At 65.2% G+C, this 24,489-nt stretch carries 25 protein-coding genes and 1 riboswitch; of the genes, 15 read left to right on the top strand and 10 right to left on the bottom strand.

Annotated elements, in window-relative coordinates:
- Nucleotides 1–178: 178 nt before the first annotated feature.
- The 5 genes from adh to F3H35_RS07840 form a co-directional block, all read right to left on the bottom strand.
- Nucleotides 179–1,699 (bottom strand): aldehyde dehydrogenase, encoded by a 1,521-nt coding sequence (gene adh / locus F3H35_RS07820; protein ID WP_149779053.1) that lies wholly within the window; start codon nt 1,697–1,699, stop codon nt 179–181.
- Nucleotides 1,700–1,815: 116 nt separating this feature from the next.
- Complete coding sequence (locus F3H35_RS07825) at nt 1,816–2,835, bottom strand: GAF domain-containing protein (RefSeq protein WP_223228350.1); 1,020 nt, start codon at nt 2,833–2,835, stop codon at nt 1,816–1,818.
- Nucleotides 2,836–3,045: 210 nt separating this feature from the next.
- On the bottom strand, nt 3,046–4,029 hold the full coding sequence (locus F3H35_RS07830; protein WP_149779054.1) for a threonine ammonia-lyase: 984 nt from the start codon (nt 4,027–4,029) through the stop codon (nt 3,046–3,048).
- On the bottom strand, nt 4,026–4,865 hold the full coding sequence (locus F3H35_RS07835) for an alpha/beta fold hydrolase (protein ID WP_149779055.1): 840 nt from the start codon (nt 4,863–4,865) through the stop codon (nt 4,026–4,028). The genes F3H35_RS07830 and F3H35_RS07835 overlap by 4 nt, the downstream gene beginning before the upstream one ends.
- 2 nt (nt 4,866–4,867) lie before the next feature.
- Nucleotides 4,868–5,554 carry a haloacid dehalogenase type II gene (locus F3H35_RS07840; protein ID WP_149779056.1) on the bottom strand — a complete coding sequence of 229 codons (687 nt, stop codon included), beginning with the start codon at nt 5,552–5,554 and terminating at the stop codon, nt 4,868–4,870.
- A gap of 191 nt (nt 5,555–5,745) precedes the next feature.
- Here F3H35_RS07840 and F3H35_RS07845 point away from each other — a divergent pair, with 191 nt between their 5' ends.
- Nucleotides 5,746–6,174: an FKBP-type peptidyl-prolyl cis-trans isomerase gene (locus F3H35_RS07845; protein ID WP_149779057.1), complete on the top strand. Its 429-nt coding sequence runs from the start codon at nt 5,746–5,748 to the stop codon at nt 6,172–6,174.
- 192 nt (nt 6,175–6,366) lie between these two features.
- Entirely contained in the window at nt 6,367–6,978 is a 612-nt protein-coding gene (locus tag F3H35_RS07850; RefSeq protein ID WP_149779058.1) for a hypothetical protein, read from the top strand.
- Nucleotides 6,979–7,013: 35 nt separating this feature from the next.
- On the opposite strand, the gene F3H35_RS07855 is transcribed toward F3H35_RS07850, so the two are convergent.
- Both F3H35_RS07855 and irrA read right to left on the bottom strand, forming a co-directional pair.
- Nucleotides 7,014–8,003: an NADPH:quinone reductase gene (locus F3H35_RS07855; RefSeq protein ID WP_149779206.1), complete on the bottom strand. Its 990-nt coding sequence runs from the start codon at nt 8,001–8,003 to the stop codon at nt 7,014–7,016.
- 56 nt (nt 8,004–8,059) lie between these two features.
- Entirely contained in the window at nt 8,060–8,479 is a 420-nt protein-coding gene (gene irrA / locus F3H35_RS07860) for an iron response transcriptional regulator IrrA (protein WP_007814043.1), read from the bottom strand.
- Between the two features lie 175 nt (nt 8,480–8,654).
- Between irrA and fabA the strand changes: the two genes are divergently transcribed.
- The 4 genes from fabA (at nt 8,655) to F3H35_RS07880 (ending at nt 11,640) form a co-directional block, all read left to right on the top strand.
- The gene (fabA, locus tag F3H35_RS07865) at nt 8,655–9,164 is read left to right on the top strand and encodes a bifunctional 3-hydroxydecanoyl-ACP dehydratase/trans-2-decenoyl-ACP isomerase (protein ID WP_007814040.1); all 510 of its coding nucleotides are present in this window, start codon (nt 8,655–8,657) and stop codon (nt 9,162–9,164) included.
- A 30-nt stretch (nt 9,165–9,194) separates the two neighbouring features.
- On the top strand, nt 9,195–10,424 hold the full coding sequence (gene fabB, locus F3H35_RS07870) for a beta-ketoacyl-ACP synthase I (protein WP_149779059.1): 1,230 nt from the start codon (nt 9,195–9,197) through the stop codon (nt 10,422–10,424).
- An 11-nt stretch (nt 10,425–10,435) separates the two neighbouring features.
- The gene (locus F3H35_RS07875; protein ID WP_149779060.1) at nt 10,436–11,227 is read left to right on the top strand and encodes an enoyl-ACP reductase FabI; all 792 of its coding nucleotides are present in this window, start codon (nt 10,436–10,438) and stop codon (nt 11,225–11,227) included.
- A gap of 95 nt (nt 11,228–11,322) precedes the next feature.
- Nucleotides 11,323–11,640, top strand: a complete 318-nt coding sequence (locus F3H35_RS07880; RefSeq protein ID WP_149779061.1) for a hypothetical protein — start codon at nt 11,323–11,325, stop codon at nt 11,638–11,640.
- Between the two features lie 40 nt (nt 11,641–11,680).
- Here the strand turns inward: F3H35_RS07880 and F3H35_RS07885 are convergent, their stop codons facing one another.
- On the bottom strand, nt 11,681–12,946 hold the full coding sequence (locus F3H35_RS07885) for an MFS transporter (protein WP_149779062.1): 1,266 nt from the start codon (nt 12,944–12,946) through the stop codon (nt 11,681–11,683).
- 185 nt (nt 12,947–13,131) lie between these two features.
- On the bottom strand, nt 13,132–14,001 hold the full coding sequence (locus F3H35_RS07890) for a glycosyltransferase family 2 protein (RefSeq protein ID WP_149779063.1): 870 nt from the start codon (nt 13,999–14,001) through the stop codon (nt 13,132–13,134).
- Between the two features lie 106 nt (nt 14,002–14,107).
- Here F3H35_RS07890 and miaB point away from each other — a divergent pair, with 106 nt between their 5' ends.
- The 9 genes from miaB (at nt 14,108) to trmB (ending at nt 23,056) form a co-directional block, all read left to right on the top strand.
- Nucleotides 14,108–15,448, top strand: coding sequence for a tRNA (N6-isopentenyl adenosine(37)-C2)-methylthiotransferase MiaB (gene miaB, locus F3H35_RS07895; RefSeq protein ID WP_149779064.1), 1,341 nt, complete (start codon nt 14,108–14,110; stop codon nt 15,446–15,448).
- A 290-nt stretch (nt 15,449–15,738) separates the two neighbouring features.
- Complete coding sequence (locus tag F3H35_RS07900; protein WP_149779207.1) at nt 15,739–16,284, top strand: OmpA family protein; 546 nt, start codon at nt 15,739–15,741, stop codon at nt 16,282–16,284.
- Between the two features lie 13 nt (nt 16,285–16,297).
- A complete protein-coding gene (locus tag F3H35_RS07905) occupies nt 16,298–16,588 on the top strand; it encodes a hypothetical protein (RefSeq protein ID WP_149779065.1) in 291 nt (96 codons plus the stop codon).
- Between the two features lie 155 nt (nt 16,589–16,743).
- Nucleotides 16,744–17,760, top strand: a complete 1,017-nt coding sequence (locus F3H35_RS07910) for a PhoH family protein (RefSeq protein ID WP_149779066.1) — start codon at nt 16,744–16,746, stop codon at nt 17,758–17,760.
- Nucleotides 17,761–17,924: 164 nt separating this feature from the next.
- On the top strand, nt 17,925–18,422 hold the full coding sequence (gene ybeY / locus F3H35_RS07915; protein WP_149779067.1) for an rRNA maturation RNase YbeY: 498 nt from the start codon (nt 17,925–17,927) through the stop codon (nt 18,420–18,422).
- Nucleotides 18,423–18,465: 43 nt separating this feature from the next.
- Nucleotides 18,466–19,356 carry a hemolysin family protein gene (locus tag F3H35_RS07920; RefSeq protein WP_149779068.1) on the top strand — a complete coding sequence of 297 codons (891 nt, stop codon included), beginning with the start codon at nt 18,466–18,468 and terminating at the stop codon, nt 19,354–19,356.
- Nucleotides 19,349–20,902, top strand: a complete 1,554-nt coding sequence (gene lnt, locus F3H35_RS07925) for an apolipoprotein N-acyltransferase (RefSeq protein WP_149779069.1) — start codon at nt 19,349–19,351, stop codon at nt 20,900–20,902. Before F3H35_RS07920 ends, lnt begins: the two co-directional genes overlap by 8 nt.
- Before the next feature lie 31 nt (nt 20,903–20,933).
- A riboswitch (SAM-SAH riboswitch) is annotated at nt 20,934–20,982 on the top strand.
- 8 nt (nt 20,983–20,990) lie between these two features.
- Nucleotides 20,991–22,169, top strand: coding sequence for a methionine adenosyltransferase (metK, locus tag F3H35_RS07930; protein ID WP_149779070.1), 1,179 nt, complete (start codon nt 20,991–20,993; stop codon nt 22,167–22,169).
- A 173-nt stretch (nt 22,170–22,342) separates the two neighbouring features.
- Entirely contained in the window at nt 22,343–23,056 is a 714-nt protein-coding gene (gene trmB, locus F3H35_RS07935; RefSeq protein ID WP_149779071.1) for a tRNA (guanine(46)-N(7))-methyltransferase TrmB, read from the top strand.
- Between the two features lie 26 nt (nt 23,057–23,082).
- Here trmB and argE read toward each other — a convergent pair whose 3' ends face one another.
- The gene (argE, locus tag F3H35_RS07940; RefSeq protein ID WP_149779072.1) at nt 23,083–24,246 is read right to left on the bottom strand and encodes an acetylornithine deacetylase; all 1,164 of its coding nucleotides are present in this window, start codon (nt 24,244–24,246) and stop codon (nt 23,083–23,085) included.
- Nucleotides 24,247–24,489: the final 243 nt, after the last annotated feature.

Raw genomic sequence — 24,489 nt, forward strand, 5'->3', positions numbered from 1 at the left:
GGCCCCGGCGCCGCGTGCCTCCGTCTGCCCCTTCGCGCAGCGGCCACGGGTCCGGACCCGACCGGCGCGCATTTTCATCGTTCCCCAAATACTCCCGCCGGAGGCCCAACCCCCGAACGGCAATCGGGCGCGGCCCGTCTCGCGCCGCACCCGATCCTTGTCTGGCCTCAGCCGTGCCTCAGAAAAAGCCCAGCTTATTGGGATCGTAACTCACCAGAATGTTCTTGGTCTGCTGATAGTGGTCCAGCATCATCTTGTGGGTTTCCCGCCCGATGCCCGATTGCTTGTAGCCGCCAAAGGCTGCATGCGCGGGATAGGCGTGGTAATTGTTGACCCAGACCCTCCCGGCCTCGATCGCCCGCCCGAAGCGGTAGCAGCGATTGGCATCGCGTGACCAGACGCCGGCGCCAAGCCCGTACATCGTGTCATTGGCGATCGCCAGCGCCTCGGCCTCGTCCTTGAAGGTGGTCACCGACACGACCGGCCCGAAGATTTCCTCCTGGAAGACCCGCATCTTGTTGTGCCCCTTGAGGATCGTCGGCTGGACATAGAACCCCCCGGCCAGATCGCCCGGCATCCGCGCGGCCGCACCGCCCGTCAGAACCTCGGCGCCTTCCTCGACCCCGATGGTCAGATAGGACAGGATCTTGTTTTGCTGCTCGGCGCTGGCCTGCGCGCCCAGCATGGTCTCGGGGTCGCGCGGATCGCCTTGCCGGATCGCCTTCACCCGGGCGATGCAGCGCTCGATGAACGCCTCGTAGATATCCTCCTGGATCAGCGCGCGGCTGGGGCAGGTGCAGACCTCTCCCTGGTTGAAGGCGAACAGAACGAAGCCCTCCACCGCCTTGTCCAGAAACGCATCATCCTCCGCCATCACGTCGGAAAAGAAGATGTTGGGGCTTTTCCCGCCCAGCTCCAGCGTCACCGGAATGAGGTTCTCCGTCGCCGCCTGCATGATCTTGCGCCCGGTCTCGGTCGAGCCGGTAAAGGCGATCTTCGCGATCCTCGGGCTGCGGGCCAGCGGCGCGCCGACCTCGGCCCCCAGACCGTTGACCACGTTCAGAACACCCGGCGGCAACAAATCGCCAACCAATGCGATCAGTACCATGATCGCCGCCGGGGTCTGCTCGGCGGGCTTGAGCACGATGCAATTGCCCGCCGCGAGCGCTGGTGCCAGCTTCCAGGCCGCCATCAGGATCGAAAAGTTCCACGGAATGATCTGCCCGACCACGCCGAGCGGTTCGTGGAAATGATAGGCGACCGTGTCCGCATCGATCTCCGACATGGTGCCTTCCTGGCCGCGCAGCACACCGGCGAAATACCGGAAATGATCCACCGAGAGCGGGATATCCGCCGCCGTGGTCTCGCGGATCGGCTTGCCGTTGTCCCAGGTCTCGGCCTCGGCGAGGATCGCCAGGTTCTCTTCCATCCGGTCGGCGATCTTCAGCAGGATCCCGGCGCGCTCGGCGGGGCTGGTCCGCCCCCAGGCCTCTTTCGCGGCATGCGCGGCATCCAGCGCCAGCTCCACATCCGCCGCGCAGGATCTCGCGACCTCGCAGATTTTCGCGCCGGTGATCGGCGTGATATTGTCGAAATAGCGGCCCTTCACCGGCGGGGTGAAGCTGCCGCCGATGTAATTGTCATAGCGGTTCGCGAAGGGCGACGCATGGGCGCTCGCCATCTGGGTCATCTCTGTCATGGGATCTCCTCCGTTCACATGGCAGGCGAGGCAGGACGCCCCTCCCGTGATCCCGTGATGACCGAAGATCGCCGCCCTGTAACCGGGGGCAGGGGTGGGGACGGCCCCCGACTGTCTCAGTTCCGGGACAGATCCTCCGAGCCTTCGTCGCCCTGCGCGATCTCCAGCCGTGCCATGCGGCGATAAAGCGTGGCGCGGCCCACGCCAAGGGCGCGGGCCGCCTCCGACACATTGCCGCCCGCACGCGCCAGCGCCCGCATCACGGCGGCGCGCTCGGCGCGCTCGAACCCCCTTGCCGCGCCCTCCCGGCCCAGGATATCGCCCGCCGGAACCGGGCTCAGCGCCCCCCCGAGCGGCAAGCCATAGGCGCGTCTTGCCCCGCGCGTGGCGCCCACGATCAGGTCGTCGTCATCCACCGCCAGAAGGGCGGCCGGCTCCGTCTGCCCGGCCTCTCCCGCCACCACGATCCGCCGCCCGGCATAGGCCGCGCGAAAGGCATCGGCCTCGATCTGCCGTGCGGTCTGGGCGACCATCGCCGCGATCAGGCCGTTGAACGCCTCGGTCTGGTCGGCGCGGGCCGAGGACACATCCAGCGCCGCGATCAGCGCCCCGTCCGGGCCGTGGATCGGCGCATCCATGCAGCTCATGCCGATATTGCGCGCCAGGAAATGCTGGTCCCGGTGAATGGTGACCTGCCGGTTCTCCGCCAGACAGGTGCCGATGCCATTGGTCCCCTCGGCGGCCTCGCTCCAATCCGCGCCGGGCCGCAGCCCCCAGTCCCGGAACACCTGCGCATCGCCATCCGCACAGCGCAGCTCCAGCACCACGCCCTCCGCATCGGTCAGCAGCACGCCACAGCCCGACCGGCCTATCAGCCCGAAAAGACTGTCCATCTGCGGTGCCGCAACCTCCAGGAACGCGCCTTGCGCATCGCGCCGGTCGCGCAGCTCCTTCCCGGTCACCTGCCGCACCTCGCGCCGATGCGCCGGGTCAAGCCCATGCGCCCGGAACGACCGGTGCCAGGACGCGGCCAGCCGGGATCTCGCCGCCGCCGATCCCGAGGACAGGGTGCCGAGCACCCGCTCGATATGCTGGGTCATGCTCAGCATGGCTCTTGCCGCCACGCGCCATGCCATATGCCCGCGCCTTGCCATATCTTGCGCAGATACCCTCCCCTTCATCACCGCACTGGCTCAACGAAAGCCGGCTTGTCGCGGTGATGTCCATGATCTGGCTCAAATCCGCGCCCCGGCCTGCACAGGCCGTTTGTTTCTTCTGGCCGCAAATATCCCGGGGGGTCCGGGGGGCTGGCCCCCCGGCCTCCGATCCCCGGTCTGCGCCGCCCGTCAGGCGTCCCCGTGCCGCTCCAGCGCGTGACGGAACATCGCCGCATCCACATTGCCGCCGGTGATGACGCAGATCACCGTGTCGCCCTCGACGGCCTCGGGCCTCAGCAGCGCCGCCGCCAGCGCCACCGCGCCGCCCGGCTCGGCCACCAGCTTCAGCCTTGCAAAGGCCAGCGCCATCGCCTGCAGGGCCTCGTCCTCGCTGACCACCAGACCCGGACCACACAGCCGTTGCAATATCGGGAATGTCAGATCGCCGGGGCGCGGCGTCACGATCGCATCGCAGATCCCGCCCGACGCCTGCGCGTTCTCCACGATCCGGCCCTCTTGCAGGGACCGCGCCACATCGTCGAACCCCTCCGGCTCGCAGGGCCGCACCCGCAGGCCCGGCGCCTCGGCCTCGAGCGCCAGCGCAATCCCCGAGGTGAGCCCGCCACCGCCGCAGCACACCAGCACATCGGCCCGCTCCACACCGGCCGCGCGCGCCTGCTCGGCGATCTCCAGCCCGCAGGTGCCTTGCCCCGCGATCACCTGTGGCTCGTCATAGGGCTTGATGAGCGTGAGGCCCCGCGCCTCGGTCAGCGCCGCACCGATCTCCTCGCGGCTCTCGCCGCCCGCGCGATCATACAGCACCACCTCCGCGCCAAGCGCGCGGGTATTGTCGATCTTCATGCGCGGTGCATCGGCGGGCATGATGATCACCGCCGGCACGCCGAATTGGCGCGCCGCCAGCGCCACGCCCTGCGCGTGATTGCCGCTGGAAAAGGCGATCACCCCGCGCGCCCGCAGCTCAGGATCCAGCGCCGACACCGCCGCGCGCCCGCCGCGATACTTGAAGCTGCCCGTATGCTGCAGGCATTCCGGCTTGACCAGAACCTGCCGTCCCGCGATCTCGTCCAGAAATGGCGAGGACAACAGAGGCGTGCGCCGCACATGCCCCTCGAGCCTTGCGGCAGCGGCGCGGATCATCGCGATATCGCTCATTTTGCCTGCTCCAGAACGGCGCGGATCGCGGCCAAGCTTTCCTCTTCATCCAGAAACGGCACATGGCCCCGATCCGGCACGGTCCGCGCGATCAGGCCGGGATGGCGCGCCGCCATCTTCTCCAGCGTCGCCTCGCTCAGCAGGTCCGAATTGGCGCCCCGGATCACCGCAAGCGGCGTCTGGCTCAGATGATCGAAGAGCGTCCACAGATCCGGGCCTTGCCCTGCGCCCGCCTGTCCTACCAGCGCGCGCCGCAACTCGGGATCATAGCGCAGTGCCAGCCCCCCGCCTGCGCGCTCCTCGAACATCGCCTCGGCCTGCGCGCGCCAGCGCTCCAGCGGCACGCCGGGAAAATCGCTTGCATGAACGGCTTTCAGCCGCTCGGCGGCAGTGTCCAGATCGGGCAGGTCCGGCGTCTTGCCGACATAGTCCATGATCCGTGCGATCCCTTCGGCGCTCACCTCGGGACCGATATCGTTGAGCACCACGCCCGCCAGCCTCTCGGCATGGCTCAGCGACAGCGCCATCGCGATCAGCCCGCCGCGCGACGTCCCGATCAGCACGACCCTTTTCAGCCCCAGATGATCCAGAAGCTCCACCGCATCCTGCGCCTCGCGCACGATGTTGTAATTCATGCAATCGGCATCCCGGTCCGACAAGCCGCGCCCCCGGTAATCCATCCGGATCAGGCGACAGTCGCGCAGATGCGGGGCCACGAAATTGAAATCGCGGGTATTGCGCGTGAGCCCCGCAAGGCAGAGCACCGCCTGGGCGCCTGTGTCGCCCTCGTCCTCGTAATGAAGGCTCAGCCCGTCGCTCGTGGTGAAACGTGCCATGCTCAGCCCACCGTCAGCTTCGGGATATCGGTGAGATCCTTCAGGATGTGATGCGGGCGGGCGGGCAGGCGGTCCACCGGCTCGCCCGCGCGGTTGACCCATGCGGTCACAAAGCCGTATCCCGCCGCCGCCGCCGCATCCCAGCCGTTCGACGACACGAAAAGCACCTCTCCCGGCGCACAGCCGAACCGCGCCCCCACCATGTCATAGACCGCGCGCGCCGGCTTGAAGACGCCCACATCCTCGACCGACAGCACATCGTCCAAGCGATCGCCGATGCCCGCCGACGCGACAGCGCCCTTCAGCATCCCCGGCGAGCCATTCGACAGGATCCCCGTGGCCTTGCCCTGCATTTTCAGCGCGCTCAGCATCTCCGGCACCTCCGGATAGGCCGCCAGCTCGTGATAAAGCTGCAGCAGGCGCGCGCGCAGCTCGGCATCGCCCTCCAGCCCGCTGGCCTCCAGCGCCCAGTCCAGCCCGTCCTGCGTCACATCCCAGAAATCGGTGTGCTGATCCATGACCGCGCGCAGCCAGGTGTATTGCAATTGCTTGAGCCGCCAATCCGCGGCGATTTTCGGCCAGTGCTTGGCGAATGTCTCTCGGCCCGGTTCGTTGGCCGCGATCCGCGCGGCGGCGGCCACGTCGAAAAGCGTGCCATAGGCGTCGAAGATGCATGTTGTGATAGCCATGAGCCCTCCGGTGTTGCGGGCCGAGACTGGCACGGATCGACGCGCGCCGAAAGCCCATCTGTTCCCGTCAGCAGATGGTTTGCAATCCGTGGCGCGAGTCACTACCCTTGGACATGACACGCACAAGCACCCGCGCCAGATACGCGGCCTTGCAAACCCACCCCCCTTCACGAACAAGATTGGAAAAACGCATGACGCAAGTCAAAGAGGGCGATACCGTCCGCATTCACTATACCGGCACCCTGACCGATGGCGCCACCTTCGACAGCTCCGAAGGCCGCGATCCGCTGGAATTCACCGTGGGCTCCGGTCAGATCATCCCCGGTCTCGATCAGGCCCTCCCCGGCATGGCCGTGGGCGACAAGAAAACCGTCGAAGTGCCCGCCGATCAGGCCTACGGTCAGCCCGACCCCAACGCGCGGCAAGCCGTGCCGCGCGCCGACATCCCCGCCGACATCCCGCTCGATCTGGGCACCCAGCTTCAGGTGCAGACCCCGCAGGGGCAGGTCATGCCGGTGACCGTGATCGAAGTGACCGAAGATCAGGTGACGCTCGACGCCAACCACCCGCTTGCAGGCAAGGATCTCACCTTCGCCATCGAACTGGTCGCGATCGCCTGATCCCGGCGATCACGGCGCGGCACCAACCGCTTCGTCCCGGCGCGTGCAGTCAGCTGTGCGCGCCGGTGTCGTTTTGGCGCTCGGCGCCGCCTTTCGGCCAAACGCCGCGACCGCCGCCGCCCAAAAGGCGGCTAGCCACGGCCCGCGCGCCTCGCTACCCTGTGCTCCCCGCACCCAGCCGGAGAGCCGCCCATGACATCGCCCGCCGAAACCCTGCTCGCCCGCATCCGCGAGCTTCAGGACGAGCTCGAGCAGGACCTCCACCGCCGCAGCGAGGCGTTCCGCTACCGGCTCGAAAATGGCCGTGTCGTGTTCGAGAAAGACATCCGCGCGCGGCACCGCGCCTTACGGGTGAGGCTCTCGACCTTCCTGCGCGGCACGCGGCCCATGGTGCTGCTCACCGCTCCGGTGATCTACAGCCTGATCGTGCCCTTCGTGCTGCTCGATCTGCTGGTGTCGCTCTATCAGGCGCTCTGCTTTCCGGTCTATGGTATCGAAAAGGTCCGGCGCCGCGATTTCATCCGCATCGACCGCCACCATCTCGCCTATCTCAACGCGCTGCAAAAGCTGAACTGCATCTATTGCGGCTATTGCAACGGGCTGATCGGCTATGTGCAGGAGGTCGCAGGCCGCACCGAGGCCTATTGGTGTCCGATCAAGCACGCTGCCCGCATCGGCGCCTATCACGCCTATTACGCGCAATTCGTCGATTACGGCGATGCCGAAGGGTTCGAGGCCGGGCTGTCCGCTTCGCGCCAGCACATCACCCGACCGGGTCTTTCGGGCCTTGGCCCCAAACCGTGACCGCCACATTCTGACCGCGGCGACGCGCCCGGTCCTCAGCCAAGCTCCAGCAGCACGGCACCCGCGCGCCCCGGCGTCATCACCGCATCCTGAGCCTGCGCGCAGGCCTCCAGCGGGAAGGTCGCGCCGATCTCGGGCCTCAACGCGCCTTGCTCCAGCGCCTCATGCAGCTTGGCGATGATCGCCTGCCGCTCGGGCAGGGGCAGGATATAGATCAGCGTGATGTCGATCTTCAGCGCCTTGAAGAGGTACGGCCCGAATGGCAGGGCAGGGGCCATGTCCTTGCCCGACCCATAGGCCGCAATCGTGCCAAGCGGCGCCATCACTTGCGCCAGAAGGGGGGCGTTCACGCCAAACTCCACCTCGATGGCGCGCGCCACGCCTTGGCCCCCGGTCGTGTCCACGATCTTCGCGGCGAGGTCCGGATCGGCATAGTCGAACACATGTGCAGCGCCCGCCTCGCGCACCCGGTCCATGGCACCCGCCGAGCAGGTGGCGATCACATGTGCTCCCGCCCATGCCGCCAGTTGCACCGCGTTATGCCCCACAGCACCCGCGCCGCCGGAAATCAGCAGCGTCTTGCCCGCCACATCGCCACCGCCGAATACCGTCTGACAGGCCGTCAGCCCCGGAATACCCAAGCTCGCCCCGACCTCAAGGCTCACCGCCTCGGGCAGGGGCACCGCCTGCGCCTGCGGCAGGGCAATATACTCGGCAGCGGTACCAAAAGCGCGCTGCCACTGGCCGTTCCAGATCCAGACCCGCTCGCCGATCCGGGTGCGGTCCACACCATCGCCCACCGCCTCGATGACGCCCGCGCCATCGGAATGTGGGATGATTCGATCAAAGGGCGGTTTCGTGACACCGGGCCTGCCGCCCGCGCGGGCCTTGGCATCCGACGGGTTCACCCCGGAAAAGGTCAGCCTGACCAGCACCTCTCCCGGTCCGGGCTTGGGCGTGTCGACCTCATCCAGCGCCAGAACCTCATCGGCCGGCCCGAATTGCGAATAGCTCACGGCGCGCATCGGCATCCTTTCCCAGATCCCTTGACCCTTCGGCCCGGTTCGTCAGTCCTGAAATCTCAGCTCTTGCGCCGCAGACGGATCACCACATCGACACTGGCGATCTCGGCCCCTTCGGGCGCTTGCGGCAATTGCGCGATCTGCAACTGGTCCGACGGCGCATCGGTCAGACGATTCTCGTCCTCCCAGAAGAAATGCGGATGGTCATGCGTGTTCGTGTCGAAATAACTTTTCGAGCCGTCCACGGTGACTTCCTGAATGAGCCCCGCATCGCAAAACGCCCGCAGCGTGTTGTAGACCGTGGCCAGCGACACCCGCTCACCGCGCTTTTGCGCTTCCGCGAAAAGGCTCTCCGCCGTGACATGCCGATGATGCCCATCGCCCACCAGCATCGTGGCCAGCGCCATGCGCTGCCGCGTCGGTCGCAGGCCGGCATCCGTCAGCCACCTGATCTCCCGGCCTGTTGCTTGATGTGTCATGTAAGCCTCAATTCGTCCCGTCATTCCGGAATATAGGGCGGCATCCCCCTATATTTCAAATAAATTCCATCACCCCGCGACGCTGTCGCACGGCTCTGACAGGCTTGCAACGGGCTTTGGCCCGGTGATACAGGGTTTGCAACCGAACCCTAAAGCTACGAAAGGGGCCGCCTGCATGGCCGATTATCCGAGCCGCTTCGACCGCGACGACCTGCTCAAATGCGCAAGGGGCGAGCTTTTCGGCCCCGGCAACGCCCAACTTCCCGAACCGCCCATGCTGATGATGGACCGGATCACCGATATCTCGGCGGATGGTGGCGCGCATGGCAAGGGTCACGTCGTGGCCGAGTTCGACATCCATCCCGACCTGTGGTTCTTCGAATGCCACTTCCCCGGAAACCCGATCATGCCCGGCTGTCTGGGCCTTGACGGGCTTTGGCAGCTCACCGGCTTCAATCTGGGCTGGCGCGGCTGGCCGGGGCGCGGCTATGCGCTTGGCGTGGGCGAGGTCAAGCTGACCGGCATGGTTCGTCCCGACCGCAAGATGCTGACCTATTACGTGGATTTCACGAAAGCCGTGCAAACCAGACGCCTGACCATGGGCGTCGCCGATGGCCGGGTCGAAGCCGACGGAGAAGTGATATATCAGGTCAAGGACATGAAAGTGGCCTTGTCGGAAAACTGAACCCACGCTTGAATACAAGGAGTGCGCAACATGCGTCGCGTCGTCGTCACGGGTCTGGGGATCGTCTCATCCATCGGCAACACCGCCTCCGAGGTGCTGGCCGCCCTCAAGGCCGGCACATCGGGCATCGAGTCCAGCCCCGAAATGCAGGAACATGGCTTTCGCTCACAAGTGGCGGGCACGCTCAAGATCGACGTGACCGAACATGTGGACAAGCGCACCCTGCGCTTCATGGGGCCGGGGGCCGCCTATGCCCATATCGCCATGGGGCAGGCCATCGCCGATGCCGGCCTGACCGAGGCCGAAATCGTCAATCCGCGCACCGGGCTTGTTGCCGGATCGGGCGGCCCGTCCACCTCGGCGATGCTCGCGGCGCATCAGACCGTGCTCGAAAAAGGCAGCCCCAAGCGCATCGGGCCGTTCGCCGTGCCCAAATGCATGTCCTCCACGATCTCGGCCAATCTCAGCACCGCCTACCGCATCAAGGGGATCAACTATTCGATCACCTCGGCCTGCTCTACCTCTCTGCATTGCATCGGCAATGCCGCCGAACAGATCATGATGGGCAAACAGGACGTGATGTTCGCCGGCGGCGGCGAGGAACTGGACTGGACGCTGTCCTGCCTCTTCGACGCGATGGGCGCGATGAGCTCCAAGTATAACGACACGCCCCAGCGGGCGAGCCGCGCTTTTGATGCCGACCGCGACGGCTTCGTGATTTCGGGCGGTGGCGGGATCGTCGTGCTCGAGGATCTCGACCACGCCCTGGCCCGTGGCGCGAAAATCTATGCCGAGGTGACCGGCTACGGCGCCACCTCTGACGGCGCCGACATGGTCGCCCCCTCCGGCGAGGGCGGCGAGCGCGCGATGCGCCTTGCGCTCAGCACCCTGCCCGAAGGCCGCAAGGTGAGCTATATCAACGCGCATGGCACCTCGACCCCCGTGGGCGATGTGGGCGAGGTTCAGTCCGTGCGCCGCATCTTCGGCGAAGGCAGCACCCCGCCGATCAGCTCGACCAAGTCGATGACCGGCCACAGCCAGGGCGCCACCGGCGCACAAGAGGCGATCTATTGCCTTCTGGCTCTGGACAATGACTTCATCATTCCTTCGATCAACGTCGAAACCCTCGATCCCGCGCTGCACGCCTCCGAAATCGCGACCGCGCGCATCGACAATGCGGGGCTCGACACGGTGATGACCAACAGCTTCGGCTTCGGTGGCACCAACGGCTCCATGCTTCTCAGCAAATTTCACGGGTAGGGTATCGTCACATGAGCAATTCGATGCAGGGCAAGCGCGGCCTCGTCATGGGAGTGGCCAATGACCGCTCCATCGCCTGGGGCATCGCGAACGCGATGCACAAGGCCGGCGCGGAACTGGCCTTTTCCTACCAGGGCGAGGCTTTCGGCAAACGCGTCGAGCCGCTGGCCGCAAGCGTCGGCTCCGATCTGCTGCTCGACGTGGACGTGACCGATGACGCCTCTCTCGATGCGGCCTTCTCGACCCTGGCCGCGACATGGCCAACCATCGATTTCGTGGTCCATGCCATCGCCTATTCCGACAAGTCCGAACTGACCGGCCGCTTTATGAACACCAGCCGCGCCAACTTCAAGCACAGCCTTGAAATCTCGGCCTATTCCTTCATCGACGTGGCGCGCCGCGCCTATCCGATGATGCGGGAGAACGGCGGTACGCTGCTGACGCTGACCTATCAGGGCTCCAACAAGGTCGTGCCGAATTACAACGTGATGGGCGTGGCCAAGGCGGCGCTCGAATCCGCGACGCGGTATCTCGCCAATGATCTCGGCCCCGACGGCATCCGCGTCAACGCGATCTCTCCCGGCCCGATGAAGACGCTGGCCGGCGCGGCCATCGGCGGCGCGCGCAAGACCTACAAGCACACCGATCTCAACGCCCCCCTGCGTGCCAATGCCACGCTCGAGGCGATCGGCGGCACGGCGGTCTATCTGGCCTCGGATGCCGGCGCCTGCACCTCGGGCGAGGTGATCCATGTCGATGGCGGCTATCACGTGCTGGGCATGCCTCAGGCCGAAAATCTCTGAGGCCAGGCGGTTTGCGGGCATCGCGCCCGCCCACCGCTTCCTTTTTGCCGGGATTGAGCCATGGAATCGCCACGCTTCGGGGTGATCCTCGGCGCATGGAACCACAAGTCATTTTTCAGACGCCCATTCCCCGAGAGGACCTTTACGCGGCTCGATCCCACCGCGCCAGACGTCTGGCAGGCTGGGTGAAGCTGGCGCTTTGCGCCTGCGTCCTGACCGCGATCTGGCAGGAAAAGGCGCTCGCCCCTCCGGTCCATGACAAGATGCAGGATGTGGCCGCTCTCGCCGCCTCGGCGCTCGGCAGCTCGCAGACCGTCCAGTCCTATCTGTCCATGGCCACCACGACGCTGACCACCATGAATGATGGCGAAACGGACCCGGTCAGCAAACTGGTTTTAAAGCTGCGCCAGTAACGCGCCGCACCGGATCGGGCCGCCGAAGGGCAGGGCGCCCTTACGCCACGCCCTCGGCCTCCCGCTCGGCCTCGGCCTGCTCGGCAGCCCATGCGCCCGCCGCCTCCACCGCCACGGGCGTGGCCGTGGGCAACACGCCCAGATAGCTTTCGGTCTCGTCCACCGGCCCCGGCGCGCGCTGCGTCATCCGGTAAAGCGCATAGCCCGCGATCACCCCGAACACCGCCGCCAGCACCAGCCAGAAGGCGAACGGCCCGCCCCCTTGCATCGCCCAGCCCGCGAGCAGCGGCCCCGCGATCGCCCCCAGCCCGAAGGTAAAGACCAGACCGCCCGACGCCGCCGGCATGTCCTCGGCATCCAGCGCATCGTTGGTATAGGCCAGCAGCAGCGCATAAAGCGGCGTCGTCACGCCACCCGCCAGAAACGCCGACGCCATCAGCGCCCACAAATCGCCCTCCGTGGCCCAGCCCAGCCCGCAGGCCGCAGCCCCCAGCACCGCCGACCCAAGGATCAGCCGCCGCCGGTCCATCCGGTCCGACAGCCAGCCGATGGGATATTGCAGCACCAGGGCGCCGGCAAAAAGCATGGCCACGAACAGCGACACCTGCGCCGCACTCATCCCGATCTGTGTGGCAAAGACCGCACCCATGCCCGATTGCGTGGCATAGACCCCGCCCAGCAGGAAAATCCCCACCGTCCCAAGCGGCGATCCCGTGTAAAGCGCCCTCAGCCCCATGGGGCGGGTGACCGCCGCCGCCGGCACCGGTGTCGCCGCCAGCAGGATCGGCGTCAGCGACAGCGACACGAGGATCGACGCCCCGATGAACAGCCCCGCACCCGCCGCATCCCCAAGGTTCAGCAGCCCTTGCGCGCCGATGATCCCAAGCGTCTGCGCCATCATGTAAGCCGACAGCACGCCGCCCCGCGTCTCGTTGGTCGCGGCATTGTTCAGCCAGCTTTCAGCGGTGACGTAAACGCCCGAGATGCAGAACCCCACCAGCAGCCTCAGGATGGTCCAGGCCCATGGCTCGGTCAGCAGCGGAAACGCGATCAACCCCGCCGACATCAGGCTGCCAAGGGCTGCGAAGACCCGCACATGCCCCACCTGACGGATCAGCACCGGCGCCAGCCGCGCGCCTGAAAGAAAGCCCACGAAATACCCCGAGGTGACGATCGCCAGTTCCGCCGAGGAAAACGCCTCGATCCCGCCGCGCAGGCCGATCAGCGTGAAATGCATGCCGTTGCCCAGCATGATGAAGACAATGCCCAGCAACAAGGACCAGACACCTGACAAGACCTGGATCATCGCGCATCCTTTCAGATCACGTGGCCGCTTTGGTCTCCTCCCTGATCCCGGCCTAACCCCGATGCGCGCCGCCTGTCCGTGCCACAGCGCCGCTTGGATGCGCAATTGCGACCGATTGCGTCGCGAGCGGCCACCCGTAGCCAGTCGTGGCCCGCTCGGCCTTTCGCGGTCCTTGCCTCAGCCCCTCAGAACCACTGGCCCGGCTCCATCAGGCCAAGGTCCAGCAATTGGCGCGAATGCCATTCGAACGGCGTGGAATTGTGCCATTTGAAGGTGTGGATATCAAAGGTCGATCCCGGGTTGCGCTTGAGCGCCTTGGCGGTGCGGAACGACACGATCGCCGCCGTCAGGTTGTTGTGCCACGGGCAGGCAAAGGTGTTGTATTCCTCATCCGTGAAGGTGTGATCGGCGCGCAGGTTCACGCCTTTCTTGGCGCGGAACAATGCCACGCGGTCGATCTTGCGGCGCGCGGTGGGGATATGCTCCTCATATCGCCAGCGCAGCCCGCCGAAGAAATCCAGCTGCCGTTCCTTGGGATGATTGTGATTGTCCGGATCGTTGCGCGCCAGCGCGTAATATCCCGACCTGTCCAGATGCGCATCCTCCAGCGACACCGCATCGGGATGCGCCGCAAGATCGCCCGCATAAAGATCGACCACATAGGTCAGCATCGCGTTGCGCCGTTCTTCGGTATGAAAGGCCAGCATCTCGCCCACGCTGCGGGTCTCGCAGAACGGAAAGAACAGGTATTCGGCATTGAAGCAGTAATACATCCAGATGCCCGGCGCCGCCGCGATCAACCGGTTGATGACCTCCACATGATCGCCCATCGCCATCACGCTATGGTCGATCCGGTGCACCAGCGCCTCCACATCAGGCGGCAGATCGAATTCCGCCGGCATCACCACCAGCACCTCGCGAAACCCCAGAGCCAGATGATGCCTGAGCGTCGATCCCAGCTCGACCCGGTCCTCGACCAGCACCACCGCCACCGGACCTTTCGCCAGCGCCTCCGCCCCACGTTTCAGGAAATCGTTCAGCCCAGTATACCGCATCGCACTCATCCGTTTTGCGCGCAGACTCCGTCAATTCGTCTTCCATTGCAAGACACCCCCGATCTGATGTAGGTCAGCGCCCTGTAACAAGGCGGGAGCGCGGTCCATGTCCGGGGCGAAGAAACTCTACATCAAGACCTATGGCTGTCAGATGAACGTCTATGACAGCGAGCGCATGGCCGAGGCCATGGGCAGCGCGGGCTATGTGGAAACCGACACGCCCGACGACGCCGACATGATCCTGCTCAACACCTGCCATATCCGCGAGAAAGCCGCGGAAAAGGTCTATTCCGAACTGGGCCGATTCCGCCCCCTCAAGGACGCCCGCCCCGATCTCAAGATCGGCGTGGCCGGCTGCGTGGCGCAGGCCGAGGGCGACGAGATCATGCGCCGCCAGCCGCTGGTCGATCTGGTGGTCGGGCCGCAATCCTATCACCGCCTGCCGCAGCTCGAAGCGCAGACCCGCACCGGCGCGCGCGCTCTCGACACCGATTTTCCGCTCGACGACAAATTCGAGGCGCTGAAAACCCGTGGCCCCAAGGCCAGCCGCGGCCCCACCGCCTTTCTCACCGTGCAGGAAGGCTGCGACAAGTTCTGCGCCTTCTGCGTCGTGCCCTATACCCGTGGCGCCGAAGCCAGCCGCCCCGCCGCGCGCATCCTCGACGAGGCGCGCGAGCTTGTGGATCGCGGCGTGCGCGAAATCACCCTGCTGGGTCAGAACGTCAACGCCTATCACGGCGCCGGTCCCGAAGGCTCGGACTGGTCGCTCGCCCGGCTGATCTGGGCACTCGACGCCATCGACGGGCTCGAGCGTATCCGCTTCACCACCTCGCATCCCAACGACATGGCCGATGACCTGATCGAGGCGCATGGCACCTGCGCCAAGCTGATGCCCTACCTGCATCTGCCCGTGCAATCCGGCTCCGACCGCATCCTCAAGCGGATGAACCGCAAACATACCGCCGAAAGCTATCTGCGCCTGATCGAGCGCATCCGCGCCGCGCGCCCCGATATCCTGATGTCGGGCGATTTCATCGTCGGCTTCCCCGAAGAGACCGAGGACGATTTTCAGGCCACCATGGACCTGATCGAAGAGGTGAAATACGGCTACGCCTATTCGTTCAAGTATTCCACGCGCCCCGGCACCCCCGCCGCCGAACGCGCGCAACTGGACGAAGACGTGAAGACCGACCGCCTGCACCGCCTGCAGGCGCGCATCACCCACCACCAGCGCGCCATCCAGGATGCGATGGTCGGGCGCACCCTGGGCGTGCTCTTCGAAAAGCCCGGCCGCCTGCCCGGGCAGATGGTCGGCAAATCCGACTACCTGCATGCCGTGCATGTCGCCGACTGCCCCCTGCAGCCCGGCGATCTGGCCCGGGTCGAAATCACCGAAAGCGGCTCCAACTCGCTTGCCGGCAGGCTGGTCTCGCCCTCCGGGGCCTGATCCGCGCCGCCGTCTGGCGCATCGGCGCCGGCCTCGCCCGTTTTCCACCGGACAACCGCAGGGCGTAGTGGTGCCGCGCCTCGCGGGCAAATGTGGCGGATTTCAGGCATTGTTTCCTATTCGCACACAATATATGGGGTTTTTCGCTTCACTTTGCGTGGAAAGCTGGTAATCTTCCTAAATTACATACTGTGATAGCCGTTTTGGGTGTGAGTGCGTTCCCGGTCTCGGGAACCAGGTTAAAGAGGGACAGGGCTGTGACACGACAGTTTCCGCAAAATATTCAATCTATGGTCGGCGGTCTGGCCGCGGCGGCGTTCGCGCTGCTGGTCTCCACCGATGCAGGCCTGGCGCAACAGGGCCAGCGCATCGTCAAGGGCGAGGTCTACCAGCCCGGCATCTGGGTCGATCCCGATGGCTGCGAGCATTGGGTGATGGATGATGGCGCCGAAGGCTACATGACCCCGCATGTCACCCGTCAGGGCATTCCGGTCTGCCGCACGGCCAATCTGTGCGGGACGGTCAACACCGACCAGTATTTCGCCACCGACAGCGCCCGCTTGGGCCATTCGGCCCGCCAGAACCTCGCGAATTTCTTCGCCAGCACCGGTGCCGTCTCCTACACGATCGTCGGCCATACCGACAGCCGCGCCTCGGATGAATACAACATGGACCTGTCGCTGCGCCGTGCCAACGCCGTGGCCTCTGTCGCGCGCAGCGCCGGCGCCCGGATCGCCGATGTGCGCGGCATGGGCGAACGTGCGCCCAAGGCGTCGAACAATACGGCGGCGGGCATGGCCGCCAATCGCCGCGTCGAAATCCTGTGCTGGCGCTGAAGGAGGCGGACCAATGACAAAACTCAAACTCATCGCAGCGATCCCGGTGGCGTGCCTTCTGTCGGCCTGCGTGGTCGGCCCCGACAAATCGCGTGACACCGGCCTCATCGACCGCAAGTCCCTCAGCCAGCTTCAGGCCGGCATCTGGGTCGATCCCAACGGCTGCGACCACTGGATCATCGATGACGGCCTCGAAGGGTATCTCTCGCAGCGGCTCGACCGATACGGCAAGCCGGTCTGTTCCGGCTCGGCCCCGCCCACGGTCGCCACCGGCAATTTCAAGAGAGGCTCGGACGCCTTCTGAGTATCCGTGCAGCACCCCGCTGCCCGACAATTCAGCCGCAGGCCCCCGCCTGCGGCTTTTTTCGTCACGGTTCGATGACATTTCGCGCAAGGTGCTTGCACCTGCCCCCCGCTCTTGGCACGATCACCCCAGGCTCTCATCCGCAGGAGATTTGATTGGTTACGACCCAGCTGCCCACACCCCCGGATCCCGACGCGCTGCATGAAGCGGTTGTGGAATTTCCCGACAATCGGCTGCTGATCGATCTGTGCGGTGAATATGACCGTCATCTGGCTGATATAGAACAGAAAATGGGTGTGCAGATCCTGCGCCGCGGCAATCAGCTCGTGGTGGTCGGCGCCGCCATTGCCGCGCGGGACACGATCGACGTGCTGCAGGCGCTCTATCAGCGGCTCGAATCCGGCAAGCCCGTCGGACCCGGCGATGTGGACCGCGAATTGCGCATGGGCGCCGATCTCGATGCCTCCGGCACCCGCGACGGCGACCAGCTCGAGATGTTCAAGGGCGGCCCGGTCGAGATCAAGACCCGCAAGAAACTGGTCGAACCGCGCACCGACGCGCAAAAAGCCTATGTCAAATCGCTCTTCGCCCATGAAATGGCCTTCGGCATCGGCCCCGCCGGCACCGGCAAGACCTATCTCGCCGTGGCCGTGGGCGTGTCGATGTTCATCGACGGCCATGTCGATCGCATCATCCTCAGCCGCCCCGCCGTCGAAGCCGGCGAGAAACTGGGCTACCTGCCCGGCGACATGAAGGAAAAGGTCGATCCCTACATGCAGCCGCTCTATGACGCGCTCAACGATTTCCTGCCCGGCAAGCAACTGGCCAAGCTGATCGAGGAAAAGCGCATCGAGATCGCGCCGCTCGCCTTCATGCGGGGGCGCACCCTCGCCAATGCCTTCGTCGTGCTCGACGAGGCGCAGAACGCCACCTCCATGCAGATGAAGATGTTCCTCACGCGCTTGGGCGAAGGCTCGCGCATGGTCATCACCGGCGACCGCAGCCAGATCGACCTGCCGCGCGGCGTGACCAGCGGGCTGCATGACGCCGAACGCCTGCTCACCCGCATCCCCGGCGTGTCCTTCAACTACTTCACCTCTAAGGACGTGGTCCGCCACCCGCTTGTCGCCGCGATCATCGAAGCCTACGAAGCCGACACACCCGGCGCCTGAATGCCTGACCCCGGCCCATGCTCGCGCCACCACGACCCTTGCTCCGGCAAGGTCAGGCCCTTGCGTTTCTTCTGGCCCCAAATATCCCGGGGGCCCGGGGGCAGAGCCCCCGAACCTTACCCTGCGGGCAGAGCCCCCGAACCCAACCCCGCGATCCTCCCCCCATGCTGACCGAAACCATTCTCGAAGACGACCGCTGGCAGGCCCTCGATCTGCCCGGCCTCGCCGAAACCGCCGCCCGCGCGGCTCTCACCCATCTGGGCCTTGCGCCCGACGCGTGGGAAATCGCCATCCTCGCCTGTGACGATGCGCGCATCATGGCGCTCAATGCCGATTTCCGCGACAAGCCGGTGCCCACCAACGTGCTCAGCTGGCCTGAAACCGATCTGGCCCCCGACACACCCGGCGCCCGTCCCGAGGCGCCCGCGCAAGCGGGCGACGACGCGCCCACCCCGCTCGGCGACATCGCCATCGCCTGGGAGACCTGCCAGCGCGAGGCCGAAGCCGCCGGCAAGCCGCTGCCGGACCATGTGACGCATCTGATCGTTCATGCGGTGTTACATTTGCTCGGCTATGATCATATCCGTGACCAAGATGCCACTTTGATGGAAACAACCGAAGTGGCGATACTTGGCAAACTGGGGGTCCCTGACCCATATTGACTGCATTGGGGTGCCTGCACCCCGCCAACGGACACAAGAGACGATGGGCGACAGTATAGACGAGTCCTCTAACGCGGCGCAAAGCGCGCAGCCTCAGAGGCATGATGATGACGACGAACCAGCCGGGTTTTTCCGCCGGATCATCGGGGTCTTCTCCCCCGGTGACGACACCCAGACCGATGAGACCCGATCCGACGCCTCGGCGCCCGGTGCCATGCCGGGCCTGCGCAACCTGCGCGACATGGCGGTCGAGGATGTGGCCATTCCCAAGGCCGATATCGTCTCGGTCCCGGTCTCCATCTCCCGCGATGAACTGGTCGATGTGTTCCGCGAAAGCGGCATGACCCGCCTGCCGGTCTATGAAGGCACGCTCGACACCCCCATCGGCATGGTCCATCTCAAGGATTTCGCCCTGCGCCACGGCTTCAACGGGCAGTCCAGCGCCTATTCGCTGAAAAAGATGCTGCGCCCGCTGCTCTTCGTGCCGCCCTCCATGCCGATCGGCGTGCTCTTGCAGAAGATGCAGAACGACCGGCGCCACATGGCCCTTGTGATCGACGAATATGGCGGTGTCGACGGTCTCGTGACGATCGAGGACCTGATCGAACAGGTCGTCGGCGAGATCGAGGATGAACATGACGTGGACGAGGATCAGTATTTCGTCCGCGAAAGCCCCGGCAGCTATCTCGCCATCGCCAAGACCCCGCTCGACGAGTTTCAGGCCGAAACCGGCCTGTCGCTGACCGACGCCGAAGAGGTGGACGAGGAAGAGATCGACACCCTGGGCGGTCTCGTCTTCATGCTTCTGGGCCGTGTCCCGGTGCGCGGCGAGGTGGTGGAACATCCCTCCGGCGCCTCGATCGAGGTGATCGATGCCGATCCGCGCCGAATCAAGCGCCTGCGTGTGCGTCTTCCCGACCACAAGGATGCCTGACACCCGCCTTGTCGGCCTCGCGGCATGGGCCGCCGGTCTGCGCCCGCGCAACCGTCTGATCCTCTGCGCGCTGATCGGCGCGCTGGCCGGGCTGGGGCAGGCGCCCTGGGGGCTCTGGCCGCTGACCGTGGCGGGTCTCGCCATGCTCTTCGCGATCTTCACCGCCGCGCCCACATGGCGCCGCGCGGGGTTTCTCGGCTGGGCGGCGGGCACCGGCTATTTCATGCTCTCGCTCAATTGGATCGTCGAGCCGTTCCTCGTGGATGTCGCGCGCCATGGCTGGATGGCGCCTTTCGCGCTCTTCGGCCTCTCGGCGGGGCTGGCGCTCTTTTGGGCGGCGGGCTTTGCGCTGGCGCGCGCGGCGGGCGGCGGGGCGCTTGCGTGGGTCGCCGCGCTGCTCCTGTCCGAAGCCGCGCGCACCTATCTGTTCACCGGCTTTCCCTGGGCGCAGACGGGCCATGCCCTGATCGACACGCCTTGGCTTCACTGGGCGTCCTGGGGCGGCTCTTTGATGCTGACGGCGATCACGCTTGCGGCGGCGGCGGCGCTCTGGCGCGTGGTCTGCGGCCCGCGCCCGGCGGCCCTCGTGGCCCTCGCGCTCATTGCCGCACTCCATGGGGCAGGGGCCGCGCTGACGCCTGCCGCACAGCCCACGCCCGACGCCCCTCTGGTGCGCCTGATCCAGCCCAATGCCGCCCAGCATCTCAAATGGCATCCCGACCACACCCGCACCTTCTTCGAGCGACAGATCGCCTTCACCTCCGCGCCACCGGACGGGCAGGGCGCCCCCACGCCCGCCGCGCGCCCCGATCTGATCGTCTGGCCCGAAACCGCGATCCCCGTGCTGCTCGAGCGTGCCGGTCCGGCCTTTGACGCGATCTCGGCGGCCGCAGACGGCGCGCCCGTGGTTCTTGGCCTGCAACGCACCGACGGGCTGCGCTATTTCAACTCTCTGGTGATGCTCGATGCCTCGGGACAGGTGGCAGCCCTTTACGACAAGCACCACCTTGTCCCCTTCGGCGAATACATCCCCTTCGGCGATTTTTTCGCCCGCTTCGGGATCACCGCCTTTTCCGCCCAGGCGGGCAACGGCTATTCCTCGGGGCCGGGCGCGCAGGTGATCGGCCTCGGCGATCTTGGCCTTGCGCTGCCGCTCATCTGCTACGAAGGCGTCTTTCCGCAGGACGTGCGCGCCGCCCCTGCGCGCCCCGACATGCTTTTGCTGATCACCAATGACGCGTGGTTCGGCACCCGCTCGGGTCCCTATCAACATCTGGCCCAAGCCCGCCTGCGCAGCGTCGAACAGGGCCTGCCGATGATCCGTGTCGCCAATACCGGTGTCTCTGCGATGATCGATGCGGCGGGCCGTGTCACCGCCTCGATCCCCCTGGGGCAGGCGGGGTGGCGCGATGCCCCCTTGCCGCCGCCCTTGCCCCCCACCATCTATGCCCGAACCGGCGATAGTCCGGCCATCGGGCTCGCACTGGTGCTGCTCGCCCTGTCATTCTTGCGCAACAGGTCCCCGGCGCGCTCAGATAGCGATTGACGCGCCTCCACAGGCCGCTTAACCACTGACGCACCCGTCACAACGGCTTCCTGGCGTGACGGCTGACATACAATGGAGCACTCTCATCATGTCCCGTGACAATTACATCTTTACCTCCGAATCCGTTTCGGAGGGGCATCCCGATAAGGTCTGTGACCGGATTTCGGACGCCATCCTCGATGCTTTCCTGGCCGAGGAGCCCAACGCCCGCGTGGCTGCGGAAACCTTCGCCACCACCAACCGCGTCGTCATCGGCGGCGAGGTCGGACTTCAGGATCAGGACCGCCTGCGCGTCTACATGGACCGGATCGAAGACATCGCTCGGGCTTGCATCCGGGACATCGGATACGAGCAGGACAAGTTCCACTGGGAAACCTGCGAGATCACCAACCTTCTGCACGAGCAATCCGCCCATATCGCCCAGGGCGTGACCGGCGAACGCGGTGACGAAGGCGCAGGCGACCAGGGTATCATGTTCGGCTACGCCACCAACGAGACCGACGCGCTCATGCCCGCCCCGATCCAGTTCAGCCACGCGATCCTGCGCCGGCTGGCCGAGGTGCGCAAATCCGGCGTCGAACCCTCGCTGCGCCCCGATGCCAAAAGCCAGCTCTCGCTGCGCTACGAAAACGGCAAGCCGGTCGAAGTCACGCAGATCGTGCTCTCGACCCAGCACGAAAGCGAAGCCCAGACGAGCGACGACATCCGCGCCATCGTCGAGCCCTATATCCGCGAGGTTCTGCCCGCCGAATGGATCACCGCCCGCACCGAATGGTGGGTCAACCCGACCGGCACCTTCGTGATCGGCGGCCCTGACGGCGACGCTGGCCTCACCGGCCGCAAGATCATCGTCGACACCTATGGCGGGGCCGCTCCGCATGGTGGCGGCGCGTTTTCCGGCAAGGACCCGACCAAGGTGGACCGCTCGGCCGCTTATGCCGCGCGCTATCTCGCCAAGAACGTGGTCGCTGCCGGCATGGCCGAACGCTGCACCCTGCAGCTCTCCTATGCGATCGGCGTGGCCCGTCCGCTGTCAATCTACGTGGACACCCACGGCACCGGCGAAGTGCCGCCCGCCAAGATCGAAGAGGCCGTCGCCAAGGTCATGGACCTGACCCCGCGCGGCATCCGCGACAAGCTGCAGCTGAACAAGCCGATCTACCAGCGCACCGCCGCTTACGGCCATTTCGGGCGCGAGCCCGATGGCGATGGCGGCTTCAGCTGGGAAAAAACCGATCTGGTCGACGCGCTGAAAAAAGCCGTCTGATCCGACCCGTTTACGCGGCCCAAAACCGGAGTTGTGTCCAACATGGACACAACTCCTTTCTTTTGCCCCCGGTTTCGTCCTGAACGCGTGTAGGTTTCGTACAAACCCTACACATCGCCCTCGCTCCGTGAGGGGGCTTGCAGCCCGCCCCCGATCTGGTGCATCTGGTCCCCATGAGCACCGAAAATCACCCCTCAGGCGCCCCGTGGCGCAATTTCTATGGCCGCTTCAAGGGCAAGGGTCTGCGCCCGTCGCAACAGACCTATCTTGACGAGGATCTGGCGAAACTCTCTCCCGGACCGGTCGATTGGGACGTGAACCCCGACCGAGAACCCCTTGATCTGAAATCTCTTTTCGGGGATCGGGACATCTGGCTCGAGATCGGTTTCGGCGGTGGCGAACACATGGTGCATCAGGCCGTCCACAATCCCGGGATCGGTCTGATCGGCTGCGAGCCTTATATCAACGGCGTGGCCATGCTTCTGGGCAAGATCCGCGACAGTGGCGCACAAAATATAGCGGTTCACCCCGGCGATGTCCGCGATATGTTCGATGTTCTGCCCGAGAATTCCGTCTCCCGCGCCTTTCTGCTCTATCCCGACCCCTGGCCCAAGAAGCGCCACCACAGGCGCCGTTTCGTGACGCCAGGATATCTTGAGCCTTTGTCCAGGGTATTGAAATCAGGCGCTATTTTCCGTGTCGCCACGGATATTCCCGACTATGTGCGCCAGACCCTCGAAGAGGTGCCGCGCCATGGCTTCACATGGCAGGCCGAGCGTCCCGCCGATTGGCGGGAGCCGTGGAATGATTGGATTTCAACACGTTACGAGCAAAAAGCCCTGCGCGAAGGGCGCCGGCCCCATTACCTCACCTTCGTGAAGAATTGACGCCAAGCCCTTGATCTGGCGGCATATTACGCCGCCAGCTTGTCGCCCAGACGGCCCAGCATGTCGACGCATTGCTGCAACTGATCCAGCGATACGAACTCGTCCGGCTTGTGCGCCTGCTCGATCGACCCCGGCCCACAGACCACCGCCGACATCCCATAGCTCTGAAACAACCCCGCCTCGGTCCCGAAGGGCACGAGATCGGCGGTGTTCGCCCCGGTCAGTTCCATCAGTATGTCCTTGGCTTCATTGACATCTGCGGGTTCCAGCCCCTCCACCTCGCCGATCACCTCGGTGATGATCGAGGCATCGGGACAGACCGCGCGCATCGCCGGAAGCAGCACGTCATTGCAATACTCCCGCAGGCTGTCCTTCACATATTGCGCGTCCTCGGCCTGCACCGGGCGCATCTCCCATTCCAGCTTGGCGATCGACGCAATCACGTTATGCGCCACACCGCCCGACAAGCTGCCGGTGTTGATCGTCGTCCAGGGCGGGTCAAACCGGCTTGTCGCGGGCGCCCGGCTGCGCAATTCGTCCTTCAGTTCCAGCAGGCGGCTGACATAGCGCACCGCGTATTCCACCGCGTTCACGCCCCGATCCGGGGATGAGCCATGGCCCGCAAGCCCATGAAAATGCGTGGTATATTCATAGCAGCCCTTATGCCCTTCGATGATCCGCATCGAGGTCGGTTCGCCGATGATCGCCACGCCCGGGCGAATGCCGCGCTGCTTGAGACTTTCCACCAGTGCCTGTCCACCAAGGCATCCCACCTCTTCGTCATAGGTGAAGGCGAAATGGATCGGCCGGTCCCGCACCCGCTCGGCGAAATAGGGCGCCATCGCCACCGCGGCCGCGATGAACCCCTTCATGTCGCAGGTCCCACGCCCATAAAGAAGCCCTTCATGTTCGGTCATCTCGAACGGGTAGCTGGCCCAGTCCTGCTCATCCACGGGCACCACATCCGAATGGCCCGACAACACGATGCCCCCATCAACTTCGGGTCCTATCGTGGCGAAAAGATTGGCTTTATGGCCGATTTCGTCGTGGAAGATGTCTACCTTGGCGCCTTCGCTTTCCAGCCGGTGCGCCAGATAGGCGATCATGTCCAGGTTGCTGAATTCCGAGACTGTGGGAAAGGCGATAAGATCGCCCAAAAGCGCAACGGTGTCGGAGAATTGTGTGCTCACTTCGGCCTCGTGGAAATGTCTGAAAACCTGCGAGACTGTGTTGGTATGCTTGCTATGCGTCAACCCAAATCTGGTGATTTCTCAGCCTGCAAAGGCCGTGCTGCCCCTTTGGCGGGCGTGCGATCTGGCCTGTGCCAAGGATCAGGGCATCGCGAAAAGCTCTTCCGAGACCCACGATATCTGCCCTCGGACGTGCTATTTTGGGGTTGTTTCAAAAAAATGACTAGAAGTTGAGCAAGGAAA

The organism is Roseovarius litoreus (assembly GCF_900142765.1).
GTDB classification, from domain to species: domain Bacteria; phylum Pseudomonadota; class Alphaproteobacteria; order Rhodobacterales; family Rhodobacteraceae; genus Roseovarius; species Roseovarius litoreus.